Annotated in this window: 10 protein-coding genes; 1 reads left to right on the forward strand and 9 read right to left on the reverse strand. The window is 68.6% G+C overall.

The features are described 5' to 3' along the window. The first annotated feature begins 52 nt into the window (after positions 1–52). A complete protein-coding gene (locus OC159_RS07790; protein WP_265500590.1) occupies positions 53–964 on the forward strand; it encodes a carbohydrate kinase family protein in 912 nt (303 codons plus the stop codon). A gap of 99 nt (positions 965–1,063) precedes the next feature. Here the strand turns inward: OC159_RS07790 and hflX are convergent, their stop codons facing one another. The 9 genes from hflX to dusB all read right to left on the reverse strand — a co-directional run bounded on the left by hflX (position 1,064) and on the right by dusB (position 13,203). Beyond that, complete coding sequence (gene hflX, locus OC159_RS07795; protein WP_265500591.1) at positions 1,064–2,455, reverse strand: GTPase HflX; 1,392 nt, start codon at positions 2,453–2,455, stop codon at positions 1,064–1,066. Next, positions 2,456–2,689 (reverse strand): RNA chaperone Hfq, encoded by a 234-nt coding sequence (gene hfq / locus OC159_RS07800; protein WP_089343093.1) that lies wholly within the window; start codon positions 2,687–2,689, stop codon positions 2,456–2,458. A gap of 120 nt (positions 2,690–2,809) precedes the next feature. After that, positions 2,810–4,441 carry a TrkH family potassium uptake protein gene (locus OC159_RS07805; protein WP_265500592.1) on the reverse strand — a complete coding sequence of 544 codons (1,632 nt, stop codon included), beginning with the start codon at positions 4,439–4,441 and terminating at the stop codon, positions 2,810–2,812. A gap of 9 nt (positions 4,442–4,450) precedes the next feature. Continuing rightward, positions 4,451–5,827: a Trk system potassium transporter TrkA gene (gene trkA, locus OC159_RS07810; RefSeq protein WP_265500593.1), complete on the reverse strand. Its 1,377-nt coding sequence runs from the start codon at positions 5,825–5,827 to the stop codon at positions 4,451–4,453. A gap of 77 nt (positions 5,828–5,904) precedes the next feature. Then, entirely contained in the window at positions 5,905–7,296 is a 1,392-nt protein-coding gene (ntrX, locus tag OC159_RS07815) for a nitrogen assimilation response regulator NtrX (RefSeq protein WP_265500594.1), read from the reverse strand. Next, positions 7,293–9,554 (reverse strand): sensor histidine kinase NtrY-like, encoded by a 2,262-nt coding sequence (locus OC159_RS07820; protein ID WP_407674073.1) that lies wholly within the window; start codon positions 9,552–9,554, stop codon positions 7,293–7,295. The genes ntrX and OC159_RS07820 overlap by 4 nt, the downstream gene beginning before the upstream one ends. Positions 9,555–9,627: 73 nt before the next feature. Continuing rightward, entirely contained in the window at positions 9,628–11,073 is a 1,446-nt protein-coding gene (locus tag OC159_RS07825) for a response regulator (RefSeq protein ID WP_265500596.1), read from the reverse strand. Between the two features lie 13 nt (positions 11,074–11,086). Continuing rightward, complete coding sequence (locus OC159_RS07830; protein WP_265500597.1) at positions 11,087–12,202, reverse strand: two-component system sensor histidine kinase NtrB; 1,116 nt, start codon at positions 12,200–12,202, stop codon at positions 11,087–11,089. Next, positions 12,199–13,203 (reverse strand): tRNA dihydrouridine synthase DusB, encoded by a 1,005-nt coding sequence (gene dusB, locus OC159_RS07835; RefSeq protein ID WP_265500598.1) that lies wholly within the window; start codon positions 13,201–13,203, stop codon positions 12,199–12,201. Before dusB ends, OC159_RS07830 begins: the two co-directional genes overlap by 4 nt. Between the last annotated feature and the right edge of the window lie 142 nt (positions 13,204–13,345).

The following is a 13,345-nucleotide window of genomic DNA, read 5'->3' on the forward strand; positions in this document are numbered from 1 at the left end:
TAGCGCCAATGTTATAGATTGTCCGGCAACGGAGATGAAACGGGGAACGGGCATGATCCTGTGTGCAGGCGAATCGCTGATCGACATGGTTCCTGAAGGCGGCGCTTTCCGGCCGCTCGTCGGCGGGTCGGTCTACAACACCGCCGTGGCGCTTGGTCGCCTTGGACAGCAGACGGCCTATCTCTGGCCGGTCAGCCGCGACCCGTTCGGCGACCAGATCCTGCGCCCGCTGGCCGAGGCGGGTGTCGATACCTCGCTCTGCCCCCGCACCGACCGGCTGACGACCCTTGCCCTCGTCGCACTGACAAACGGCGAGGCGCGCTATTCCTTCTATGACGAAGGTTCGGCCGGGCGCATGCTGCAATGGCAGGACATCGCGCCGCTGCCCGATACCGTCACCGCTCTCTTTGCCGGCGGGATCAGCTTGGTGCCGGACCCCTGCGGCACCACGATCGAGACGCTGATCGGCCGGCACCACGACCGCCTGCCGGTGATGATCGACCCAAACATCAGGCCGCTGTTCATTACCGATCCCGGTGCCTATCGTGCACGCCTCGCGCGCCTTCTTCCGATGGCGGACATCGTCAAGCTGTCGTCGGATGACCTCGAATGGCTGCACCCGGACCTGTCATCCGAGGATGCCGCCCGTCGCGTGCTGGACGCCGGTCCCCGCATCGTCCTGCAGACCGGAGGAGCGGCCGGCGCCACCGCGATCTGGCCGGGGGGGACCGTCACCGCCCCGGCCGTCCGCACGACGGTCGCCGACACGATCGGTGCAGGCGACACGTTCAACGCCGGGGTGCTTGCCAGCCTCGACCGTCACGGCTTGTTGACCAAGCAGGGGATTGCCCGGATCACGCCGGACCAGATCGTTGCGGCACTGACGCTCGGCGCCCAGGCCGCCTCGATCACCGTGTCACGCCCCGGCGCCAATCCGCCTTGGTCGCACGAGATGCCCGCCTGATCATCGGGGTGGGTCCGGGAGGGGCATTGTCCCGCCCGGCGGGGGGCGCGGGGGGCTGGCCCCCCGCCACTGTCGCGGGACGCCAACAACCGTCGCGGCTCAATCCGCCGGATGCCACCCGCCCGGACGCGGCTGGTCGGGCTCGTCGTCCTCATCCGGCTCGGCCGCCGTGCCGGTGAAGGCCTCGAAGGCGCCCTTCTGCCGCGCGGTCCAGCGCAGATACAGGTGCAGGCCGTTCTCGCCGGCCTCTTCCCGCTCGACCACGCCCACCTCGTGCAGCCACGCGCGGCTGCGACCGTCGGCAAAATCCAGAACCACGCTCTCCTCGACCCGCGGTTCGTCCAGGGCGTTGCCCAGCAGATGGTCGATGGCGGCGATCAGATCGTCCAGCCCTTCGCCCGACAGGGCGCTGACGGCTTGCACGCCCTCGGTGCGGGCATCCGTGCGGCGCAGCGCGGCCCGGGTGTCCGCACCCAGCGCGTCGATCTTGTTCCAGACCTCGATGGCGGCGACGTCTTCGTCCACGCCCAGGCTGTCCAGGATTTCGGCCACGTCGGCGGCCTGCTCCTCGGTCTCGGGGTGGCTGATGTCGCGGATATGCAGGATCAGGTCAGCCTCCAGCACCTCCTCCAGCGTGGCGCGGAAGGCCGCGACCAGCTCGGTCGGCAGGTCCGAGATGAATCCCACCGTGTCCGAGAGGATGATCTTCCGCCCCGAGGACCCGCCACCCGCATCCGGCAGGCGGATCGCACGCATCGTGGGGTCCAGCGTCGCGAACAGCATATCCTTGGCAAAGACCTCGGCCCCGGTCAGCCGGTTGAACAGCGTCGACTTGCCGGCGTTGGTGTAGCCGACCAGCGCCACGATCGGGTAAGGCACCTTGGCCCGCGCGGCACGGTGCAGCGTGCGGGTCTTGACCACGCGGTCCAACTGGCGGCGCAGGCGCGTCATTTGTTCGTCGATGGCGCGGCGGTCGGCCTCGATCTGCGTTTCGCCCGGTCCGCCCACGAAGCCAAGCCCGCCCCGCTGGCGTTCAAGGTGTGTCCAGGCCCGCACCAGCCGGGTGCGCTGGTAGGACAGGGCGGCAAGCTCGACCTGCAGCACCCCCTCGCGGGTGCGCGCGCGGTCGGCGAAGATTTCCAGGATCAGCCCGGTTCGGTCCAGAAGCTTGACGCCCCATTCCTTTTCCAGGTTTCGCTGCTGGACGGGCGTCACCGGCCCGTCGACCAGGACCAACTCGACCTCGGCCGCCTCGAGCCGCTCGTTGATCTCGGCCAGCTTGCCCTTGCCGAACAGCTTGCCGGGATTGGGCTCGCGGAGATTGGCGACCTCGGAACCGACCATCTCGATCCCAGGCAGCGCCAGAGCCAGCGCCACGGCCTCGGCCAGCGCATGTTCAGGCTCGCGCCGCTGCGTCCGCGCGCGACCCAGGTCGGGGTGAATCACATAGGCGCGGGTCGGCTTCGCCTCGGTTTCCGTCAACTCCGCCAATCAGTCGTCGCCTTCATAGAGGCTGATCGGCTGCCCCGGCATGATCGTGCTGATGGCGTGCTTGTAGACAAGCTGAGATTGCCCATCGCGGCGCAAAAGTACGCAGAAGTTGTCGAACCAGGTGATGACCCCCTGCAGCTTGACGCCATTGATCAGGAAGATGGTGACGGGCACCTTGGCCTTGCGGACGTGGTTCAGGAACGCGTCCTGCAGGTTCTGCTTGTCGCCAGCCATTTGTTTGCGTCCGTTTTTTCACTGTCCGATGAGATGAAACATCTAAGCCGTCGCCGCAGGCCATGCAACATCCGCGCAACATCTGCGCGAATGGGGCGACCTATCGGCCACACCCCCGGATCAGCGGCGCCAATATTCGGGGGAAAACAAGGCCAGCACGGCCAGGGTTTCAGTTCGTCCCAGGATCATCGCAGATGCCAGGACCGCCTTGGTGAAGACCGGCAGGCCCGACCACCCCTCCCAAGGGGCCGAGGCGATGCCCGCGCTGCCCTCGAAGGCGGGCGTCAGCGGGATCGCGCCTGCAAGCGGGCCGGTGTTGGTCAGGGCCGCGATGGACAGGATGGTCGCGGTCTCGAACTCGATGGCGTGGATGGACACCAGGCACACCACCACCGCAATCGACATGGCGAACAGCATGAAGAAGATGAAGGCCAAGTAAGCCCCTTCGCGCCGCAGCCTGCGGGCGATCCGGCCACCGCCGGACACGCTGCTGGGATGGATGATCCTTTCCATCTCCCGCTCGCCGTGACGGGCCAGGGCATAGACGCGCAGCAGCTTGACGCCGCCCGCGGTCGTGGCGATGCCACCGCCCATCATCGCCAGCCCCGCCAGCACCAGACCCGGCGCCGTCAGCCCCGACCATGCCCGCGCGCCCTGCCATTCGGACGAATTCCACCCGGTCGTCGTCAGATAGCTGAGCGCGTTGAACATGCCGCCCCACAGCGCCGACAGGCCGCTGCCCAGGTCGCGCATCATCGACGGCGCGACCGGTGCTTCGGCTCCGGCCTCGATGGCCCCCAGGAAGTGGCGCAGGAACAGGACCGAGGTGACCAGCATGACCAGCGCCGCCGCCATCTGCAGTTCGGGATCCTCGCGCAGCTTCTCGGTGGCGCGCAACTCTCCTCCGCCGGGCCAGAAGCGGCGCGACAGGGCGGGGATGAGGAAAGCGAAGACCAGCATTTCCCCGGCGACACCAGAGGCGTCCCCGGCAGGCCCGATCACCGGCGAGATGCCTGATGTGGACAGCGTCCCCATGGCCCGCGTCAGCGCCAGGAAGGACGGGTCGCCCAGCATCAGCAGCCCCACCCACAGCGCCAGCGTCAGCACCAGGTAGGGCGGCCCCACCGCCAGCGCCGCGCGCGCGATGCGGATGCCCGATTCAGTCAGATGCACCTCGTATCTGGGGTCCGACATGTGCGACACGGACCGGCGCGCCCCGGCGGACCTGGGCAGCTGGGTCATGTATTCCTCGCGCCCATAGGGGCTGGACATGATCTCGAACCCGCCGACGCGCAGGGGCGCCAGGATCGCGACGGCCGAGACGAGGACGAAGAACCCGCCCATCCACCCCGCCATGGACCGCCACAGGTGCAGCGGCGCCGGCAGCAGGTCGGCCGAATAGAGCGACGCGCCCGTGGTGGTCAGCGACGACACCATTTCCCACCAGGCGTTGAAGATGCCGGTGTCCGGCAGGCTTTCCGAAAACGGCAGCGCCAGCAGCAGCGGGACGAAGCCGAAGACGCCAAGCATGGTCAGCAGCATCTCCCGCGCGCGGTGGCGGCGCGGGTTGGCGTGGGTCGCAAGCCCGATCAGGCCGCAGAAGACCAGGATCAGCAGCGCGGCGTAGAAGAAGTTCCGCGCAATGGCGGGATGGTCGGTGACCGACGCGAAGCTGGCCGGGATCAGCATCATCAGCGCCACCCCTGCGCTGAGCAGGATCAGAAGCGGCAGCCGCTGGAGGATCGCGATCATCGTCCCGCCTCAAAAGAAGTCGATCGAGACCTGCAGCAGGCGCTCGACCTCGGGGACGTCCTTGGTCAGGGCGAAGATCAGAACGATGTCACCCTCCTCGATGCGGGTGTCGGCGGTCGGCCTGATGACGCGGTCACCCTTGCGGACCGCGCCCAGCAGCGCGCCTTCGGGAAAGTCGATGTCGCGGATCGCCCGGCCGGACATGGGGCTGGTCGACAGGACCTGCGCCTCCATCACCTCGGCCTCGGCGTCGCCGATGGAGTAGATGTCGCGCACCCGCCCGTGGCGGATGTGGCGCAGGATCGTCGACACCGTGGTGGCGCGCGGATTGATATAGGCGTCGATGTCCAGCGCGCCCATCAGCGGCACCAGCGTCGGGTCGTTGATCAGCGCGATGGCCATCTTGGCGCCCGCCTGCTTGGCGCGCACCGATGCCAGGATGTTCGTCTTGTCGTCGTCGGTCACGGCAAGCACCGCATCGGCCTGGGGCACGCCAGCCTCGTCCAGCAGTTCCGCCGACAGCCCGTCGCCGTTCAGAACGATGGTCCGCTCCAGCCGGTCGGCGGCGTATTCCGCGCGGTGCCGGTCACGCTCGATCAGCTTGGCGCGGATGCGGTCGGCGCGGCCCTCCAGCGTCTGCGCGACCGACAGACCCACATTGCCCGCCCCGATGATCGTCACGCGTTCCTGCTTTTGGGGGGGCTTGCCGAAGATATCCAGCGTCCGGGCCACGTCCTCGGCATGGCTGAAGACATAGATCTGGTCGCCGGCGAACAGCTGATCGCCCGCCTCGGGGGCGAACAGCCGGCCGTCGCGCCGCACGCCCGCGACTATGGCGCGCAGGCTGGAAAACAGTTCCGTCAGCTGCCGGAGGGGCGTGTTCAGCGCCGGGCAATCCGGTTCAAGTTCGATCCCCAGAAGCTGGATCTTGCCGTCGAGGAACGTCTCGACATCGAAGGTCGACGGCGCCGACAGCCGCTGCAGCGCGGCCAGGGCAACCTCTCGTTCGGGGCTGATGACCACGTCGATGGGCAGATGCTCAGTTCGGTAGAGGTCGGAATAGATCGCATCCAGATAGGCCCCTGACCGCAGGCGGGCGATCTTGCGCGGCACCTGGAAGACCGAGTGCGCGATCTGGCAGGTGACCATGTTCACCTCGTCCGAATGGGTGGCGGCGATGATCAGGTCGGCGTCGCGGGCGCCCGCGCGGTCCAGCACGTCGGGATGGCTGGCAAAGCCGGTGACGCCCTGCACGTCCAGCGAATCGGTCGCCCGCCGGATCAGTTCGGGGTTGTTGTCGATGACCGTGACATCGTTGCGTTCCCCCGACAGGTGCCGAGAGATCTGCCAGCCGACCTGCCCGGCCCCGCAAATGATGATCTTCATCCACAGCCCCTTTGCCGCCTGCCCCGTTCCGGCCCCCTTTGCCTATGACGGCAGGCCCGCGCGCGCAAGCGGCGCGGTCACTTGCCGACCAGCATGTCCTCGTCGCTGCGGATGCCGCCGACGACGCCCAGGGACTTGAGCTTGCGGTGCAGCGCGCTCCGCTCCATCCCCACGAACTGGGCGGTGCGGCTGATGTTGCCGCCGAAGCGGTTGATCTGGGCGACAAGGTATTCGCGCTCGAACATCTCGCGCGCCTCGCGCAGCGCCATGGCGGTGACCGCCGGCCCCAGGCTCAGCGTGTCGCTGTTGTCGGGGCTCGCGCCCTGCGGCTCCAGTTCCGAGGGCTGGATCGCGCCGGTTTCCTCGGCCAGGATCAGCACGCGTTCGATCACGTTGCGCAGCTGGCGGATGTTTCCGGGCCAGCGCATGGACTGCAGTGCCGCCACGGTTTCTTCGGGCAGGTCGCGCGGGGCCAGCCCCTGCGTACGGTGGAAATGCTCGATGAAGTGCCGCGCCAGCAAGGCGATGTCGTCGCGCCGGTCGGCCAGCGAAGGCACCGCGATGGGAACCACGTTCAACCGGTCATACAGCTCTTGCCGAAAGCGGCCCGCTGCGATCTCGGCCATCAGGTCGCGGTTCGTGGATGACAGCACCCGCAGGTCGACCCGCACCTTGTCGGCCCCGCCTGCGCGCACGAATTGCTGTTCGGTCAGCACGCGCAGGATCTTGGGCTGAGTGCCCATGGGCATGTCGCCGACCTCATCGAAATAGATGATGCCGCCATGCGCCTGCTCCAGCAGACCCGGCTCGATCCCCCGCTCCGCCGTTTCACGGCCGAACAGGACCTCTTCCATCCGCTCCGGCTCGATCGTGGCGCAGGGGACGGTGACGAAGGGTGCGCCGGCGCGGGGGCTGTGGGCGTGGATATAGCGCGCGGCCATCTCCTTGCCGGTGCCGGGTTCGCCCGCCAGCATCACGCGGCCGTTCGACCGGGCCACCTTGTCCAGCCCGTCGCGCAGCCGCTTGAAGGCCACCGACTGGCCCAGCATCTCGGCCGTCCGGTCGCCGCCACGGCGGAGCGTGCTGTTTTCGCGGCGCAGGCGGCTGGTTTCCATCGCCCGGTTGATCACCACCATCAGCTGGTCGATGTTGAACGGCTTTTCGATGAAGTCGTAGGCGCCCTGCTTGATCGCCGCCACCGCGATCTCGATGTTGCCATGACCCGAGATGATGATCACCGGCACGTCGGGGTTGTTGCGCTTGACCTGCTTCAGGATGTCGATCCCGTCCATGCGGCTGTCCTTCAGCCAGATGTCCAGGATCATCAGCGACGGTTCGCGGTCGTTCAGCGCGCCGACGGCCTCGTCTGAATTGGCCGCCAGCCGGGTCTCGAAGCCCTCGTCCTTCAGGATGTCGGCGATCAGTTCGCGGATGTCGCGCTCGTCGTCGACGATCAGGATATCGGTCATGGTGTCGCCTCGTCTTTTTCTTGTCTGCTCTTGGTCTTGGGGGCCCGCACGGGGTGGCGTTCGCGGGGCAGCCGGATCTCGGCCATGGCGCCCGGTCGGTCGGGCGCATCGGTCAGGGACAGGCTGCCGCCATGTTCCTCGACGATTTTCTTGACGATGGGCAGGCCAAGGCCGGTGCCCTGGCTTTTCAGCGTCACATAAGGTTCGAACAGCCGGCTTCGGTCGGCAGGCAAGCCGGGGCCGTTGTCGGTGATGCGGATGCAGACTGCCTCGGGGTGGGTTTCCATCTCGACGCGGATCATCGGAGCCCAGCCCTCGGGGGCATCGGCGCGGCGCTCCTCGGTGGCCTCGCCCGCGTTCTTCAAAAGGTTCGTCAGCGCCTGGCGCATCATGCCGGCGTCGCAGTCCACGATCACCGGCTGGTCGGGAAGGTCCGTCTGAAGCGCGCCGTGCAGCGCATCCTGCTGCAGCAGGACGGATTCGCGCAACAGCGCCGCCAGGTCGGTTTCGGCTCGGTCGGGTTCGGGCATCCGCGCAAAGCGGCTGAACTCGTCCACGATCCGGCGCAGGTCGTTCGTCTGGCGGATGATGACCTCGGTATACTGGTCCAGCGCCGCACGCTCGCTCTCGGGGGCCAGCGGGCCGAACTTGCGACGCAGGCGTTCGGCCGACAGCTGGATGGGCGTCAGGGGGTTCTTGATCTCGTGCGCGACGCGGCGGGCGACGTCGCCCCAGGCGGCCATGCGCTGTGCCGAAACCAGCTCGGTCACGTCATCGAACGCGACCACGTAACCCTCCAGCACGCCATCGGCATTGCGCCGCACGGCCATGCGGACCAGCAGGCTTTCCACCCGCCCCTCGCGCATCAGGCGCACCTCGTCCTGGATCGTCTCGGCGACCGAGGCCGACAGCCGTTCGAACAGGGTCGCAAACTCGGGAACCGCCTCGGACAGCAGCGCATCGATGTCACGCTTTGCATCCAGCCCCAGAAGCCTGCTGGCCGAGCGGTTGACGAAGTCGATCTCTCCGGCCGCGTCCAGCCCGATCACGCCGGAGGTCACCGAACTCAGCACGTTGTCGAACAGCCGCCGCTGTTCATCGCCCACCCGATAGCTTGCAATCAGCTCCTCTCGCTGGGTCTTCAGCTGGCGGGTCATGCGGTTGAAGGCGCGACCCAGGGTCTGGATCTCGTCGCCGGTGTTCGGCTCGGGGATCTGCAGGTCCAGATTGCCGCGGCCGACCTGCTCGCTGGCCTGGGCGAGCACGCCGATGGGCCGCGACAGTCGCGACGCGAACCACAGCGCCAGCCAGATCGCCGCCGACACCAGCAGCAGCGCGAAGCCCAGATAGACCAGCGAAAACTCCAGCAGGACCTGGCTGCGCATCGATTCCAGTTCCCGATAACTGCCCGCGGTCGCGCGGGTTTCGTCGACAAGCCCCAACAGGCTGCCGTCCACGTCGCGCGTCACGTAAAGGTAGCGGTCGGCCAGCGGCGGCAGCGCCACCAATGCACGAAATTCGTCATTGTCCCAGTCCTCGATCAGGACAAGCCCCTCGGTCTGCGCGCGGTCCAGCTGGTCGCTGGACGGTGCCTCGTACCAGAACAGATAGCTGCGTTCGCCGCGGGCGCGGATCTCTCCGGCGCCGTTGATGATATAGGCCTCGCGCAGGCCGCGCTGGATCAGGCTCTGGCCCTGCGCCAGAAGCTGGCGCATCTCGCCGTCCTCGATCAGCGGGTTGGCGCGGCCAGCCTGGGTCAAGACGCTGGCCAGCGCGCGCGCATCTTCGCGCAGGTCGCTGCGATGTTCGGCCTGGTAAGCCTCGGCCGCTGCCTGAGAGGTCGTGACCACCTGCTGCACACGGTCCGAGAACCAGCCCTCCAGTCCGATATTGACCAGGAAACCCGCAAACAGCGCGACCAGCACGGTGGGGATCAGCGCCAGCCCGCCGAAGATCGCCACCAGCCGTCCATGCAGCCGAGAGGCCGGGCCCGCACGCCGGCGGTCGGTGATCAGCCGCGCCATGCGCGCGACGATGAACGCGATGATCAGGACCAGGTAGGCCAGGTCCGCCAGCAGCACCAGCCGCAGCGCCTGCCCTTGCAGCCCGCGACCGAAGGGACCCATGATCGCCAACGTGGCCGCGGCCAGCGCCAGCCCAGCCAGCGCCATTCCCCAGGTCAGTGCCCCGCGCCATTGGCGGGGCAGTCGGATGCGTGCCAGCATGTCCCAGCTGAGCCCTGCCACCAGGCCTGCCATATCCCCCACTCGCCGTCTGTCGCGGCTTTGCTGCGGCGGCAGCCGTGTTCCGGCCGCCGCGCCTGTGGCGGTTTTACATCAGTTTGCGGCGGCGTGTCACCTCGATATTCAGCTCGGTCAGCTTCTTGCGCAGCGTATTGCGGTTGATCCCCAGAAGATCGGCGCAGCGCAGCTGGTTTCCGCCGGTCGCGTCCAGCGCCACCTGCAAAAGCGGACGCTCGATCTCTCGCAGGATGCGGTCGTAGAGGCCGGGGGGCGGCAGCGCGTCACCGTGCAGGTCGAAGTAGCGCTGCAGATGCGCCTCGACCGAATCCGACAGGCGCGACCCGGTGTGCAGCGGCGTGACACCCGCGGGTTCGCTGGGGGCCGGGGCGCTGCTGATCGAGACCGGCGCAGACGCGCGGTTCCCGCCCGACGGCTGGCTGAGGGCGTCGCGCATCTCGGACGCGCTGATCGACGTGCCGCTGGCGGTCAGGGCCAGGCGGCGCATCATGTTCTCAAGCTCCCGGACGTTGCCGGGGAAGGGGTGCGCGCGCAGGATTGCGGCGGCCTCGTCAGAAAGCATCCGCTCGGGCAGGCCTTGCGCGGCGGCGCGGGCCAGCAGGTGCGCGGCCAGCGGCAGGATGTCGTCGACCCGCGCCCGCAGCGGCGGCACGCTGACGGTCACCCCCGCCAGCCGGTAATAAAGATCCGAGCGCAGCCGCCCGCTGGCCACGTCGGCCTGCGGGTCGGGACCGGTTGTCGCCACGATCCGCGGCGCCTGCGCGCGGTCTGGACCGGCCTCCAGCGCCTCGATCAGCCCGATCAGCCGGGCCTGGGCGGCGGTATCGAAACCGGCCGGATTCTCGATGACGATGGTGCCGCCATCGGCCTTTTCCGCGGCGCGGGCAATAGCGTCCTCGCCCGCGTCCGAAGATGTCAGGATCGCCAGCCCGTGGTCGCGCCGGTCCGACAGTTCGTGGAAGCTGCGCGCGATGGTGGTCTTGCCGACGCCGGCCTCGCCCGCGATGATCACCGGCAGGTCGGCGTTCAGGACCCGCGCGACCATGCGGAACAGCGCCTGCATCGACGGTGCGTGACCGATCAGCGGCATGGCGGGATCGGCGGCCTCTCGCATTGCGGGCAGCGGCTCGGGTGCGGGATCGGATTTACGCGGACGGCGCGACAGGGCCTGGTTGGCCTTGGTCATCAGGTCGGGCAGATCAAAGGGCTTGGGCAGATATTCAAAGGCCTCTGCCTCGGTCGCGCGGATCGCCGTCACGATGGTGTTCTGGGCCGAGATCACGATCACCGGCAGGTCGGGCCGCGCATCGCGGATGGCGGGGATGCGGTCGATGCCGTTGCCGTCGGGCATCATCACGTCGGTGATGACCAGGTCGCCCCGCCCCTCCTCGACCCATTTCGACAGCTGCGCCAGGCTGCCGGTGGCGTGGACGCGACACCCCGCACGGGTCAGCGCCTGCGTCAGCACCGTGCGGATGGTGCGGTCGTCGTCGGCGATCAGAACTGTTCCGTCCATGGGCTTCTGGTCCTTATGCCTTGGGCAATGAAATGCGAAACATGGTGCGGCCCGGGCGGCTGTCCACCCGGATCAGCGCGCCATGGTCGGTGATGATCTTGCTGACCAGCGCCAGCCCCAGCCCGGTCCCGTTCTCGCGCCCGGACACGAAGGGTTCGAACACCTGATCGGCGATGGCGGGCGGAAAGCCTGGACCATTGTCCTCGATCTCGATCTGAAGGGGCAGCGGGCGGCCGGTCGGATCGTTCTGGTCGGGCGGCAGGCGCAGGGTGTGGTCGTAGTGCGTGTGCAGGCGGATCATGCCGACGGCCTTGCCGGCCAGTGCCTCGGCGGCGTTCTTGATCAGGTTCAGGCAGACCTGCACCATCTGGTCGCTGTCGGCCAACGCCGGCGGCAGCGACGGGTCGTAATCGGTCACGATCTGCACGTCGCGTGCGAACCCCGCCCTGGCCGAGCGGCGCACCCGCTCCAGCACATCGTGGACGTTCACCGGGGCAAGCTTGGGGGCCGAGGTGTCGCCGAAACGCTCCACCTGCTCCAGCAGGGCGACGATGCGGCGCGATTCGCTGACGATCATCTCGGCCATCTCGCGGTCCTCGGGGGTGGCATTCATTGCCATCAGCTGGGCCGCGCCGCGGATGCCCGCCAGCGGGTTCTTGATCTCGTGGGCCAGCATCTCGGACATGCCGATGGCGCTGCGGGCGGCGCTGCGGACGCTGCGGCTCTGGTGCAGGCCGTCGTCGTCCTGCGGCACGATCAGCAGGTTGACCGCGCCACCCGATTCCGCGCCCGCGGCGGCATGGACCGCCGCGCGCCGCGCCTGGTGGCCGCCGGCCCTGTCGCCGATCTCGAACTGCACGCCGCTTTGGTAAAGGGCCTCGCCGCTGGCGCCGACCCGCGCGATCAGCGGCCCGAGGCTTGGACAGATCCGCAGCCGGGCCGCCATCTCGTCGCCCTCCAGCAACCTGCCCATGGTCGAGGTGCGAGAGATGTTCAGCCAGATCTCGGCCGCGTCGTTCATCGCGGCCACGCGCCCCTCGTGGTCCAGGACCAGCGCCGGCAGGGGCAGCGTGTCCCATCCCGGACCGGGCGCGGCCTCTTGGAAGTTCCCGGGGCGGGCAGGGGTCATGCGGCGATGTCTCCGGCGGCATCGGCGAAGGCGCGGCGGATCAGGTCCACGGTTGCGGCGGGGGTTTCGGCGCGCAGCATCTCGGCCCGCAGGGGGGCGTGGTTCGCCTCGGCATACCAGCCGAGGTGCTTGCGCGCGACGCGCAGGCCCAGGTCCAGACCATAGAAGTCCAGCATGTCCTCGTATTGCTCCTCGACCAGGTCGGCCAGCGCGGCGCCCTGCGGCACGGCGGGTGCCGGACGGTTCCACAGCCGGTGCGCGATCTGCGCCAGCACCCAGGGACGCCCCTGCGCCCCGCGCCCGACCATCACCGCCTCGGCCCCCGAGGCCGCAAGCGCCCGCGCGGCGCTGTCCGCGTCGGTCACGTCGCCATTGGCGACCAGCGGAGGGCGGCCCGGCAGGTTCGCGACGGCGCGGATCGCCGTCCAGTCGGCGCGGCCCTTGTAGAACTGCGCGCGCGTCCGGCCATGCACCGTCAGCATCGCCACCCCCGCATCGCGGGCCCGCGCCGAAAGTTCGGCCGCATTGAGGCAATCGTCGTCCCAGCCAAGCCGCATCTTCAGCGTGACCGGCACGGCCACGGCACCCACCACCGCGTCGATCAGCGACAGCGCGTGATCCAGGTCGCGCATCAGCGCCGCCCCCGACAGCCCGCCGGTCACCTTCTTGGCCGGGCAGCCCATGTTGATGTCGATCACGCGCGCGCCCATGGCCTCGACGATGCGCGCAGTTTCGGCCATCGGCTCCGCCTCGCGGCCGGCGATCTGCACGCTGACCGGCAGCGCCCCTTCGGTCAGGGCCTTCGCGCGCACCGCCGCCCGCGTGGACGGCCGCGGCGTCACCATCTCGGTCGAGGCGACCATCTCGCTGACCATCAGCCCCGCGCCGAAGCGCGCAACGGTGCGGCGAAAGGGCACATCGGTGATTCCCGCCATGGGCGCAAGAAACACCGGCGGTCCCAAGGGCGTGTCACCCAGCATGATCGGTTCGGGCAGTTGCATATCCTGTTCCTTCACCCTCGGCCCCATCGCCCGCAAGAAGGGCAGCCGGCGCCCGGCCTGCCCAATTCGCGGGCGGGGGCCGGTTGCCCATTCATAGGGCAGGTTGCAAATAATTTCATCACCTGCCGTGTCGTCGCCCCTC

This window comes from Paracoccus beibuensis, from assembly GCF_026162625.1.
GTDB lineage: Bacteria > Pseudomonadota > Alphaproteobacteria > Rhodobacterales > Rhodobacteraceae > Paracoccus > Paracoccus beibuensis.

Coding starts and splice junctions, on each gene's coding strand:
- OC159_RS07790 (WP_265500590.1), top strand. CDS start 53: ATGATCCTGTGTGCAGGCGAATCGCTGATCGACATGGTTCCTGAAGGC.
- hfq (WP_089343093.1), bottom strand. CDS start 2,689: ATGGCTGGCGACAAGCAGAACCTGCAGGACGCGTTCCTGAACCACGTC.
- OC159_RS07805 (WP_265500592.1), bottom strand. CDS start 4,441: ATGATCGCGATCCTCCAGCGGCTGCCGCTTCTGATCCTGCTCAGCGCA.
- trkA (WP_265500593.1), bottom strand. CDS start 5,827: ATGAAGATCATCATTTGCGGGGCCGGGCAGGTCGGCTGGCAGATCTCT.
- ntrX (WP_265500594.1), bottom strand. CDS start 7,296: ATGACCGATATCCTGATCGTCGACGACGAGCGCGACATCCGCGAACTG.
- OC159_RS07820 (WP_407674073.1), bottom strand. CDS start 9,554: ATGGCAGGCCTGGTGGCAGGGCTCAGCTGGGACATGCTGGCACGCATC.
- OC159_RS07825 (WP_265500596.1), bottom strand. CDS start 11,073: ATGGACGGAACAGTTCTGATCGCCGACGACGACCGCACCATCCGCACG.
- OC159_RS07830 (WP_265500597.1), bottom strand. CDS start 12,202: ATGACCCCTGCCCGCCCCGGGAACTTCCAAGAGGCCGCGCCCGGTCCG.
- dusB (WP_265500598.1), bottom strand. CDS start 13,203: ATGCAACTGCCCGAACCGATCATGCTGGGTGACACGCCCTTGGGACCG.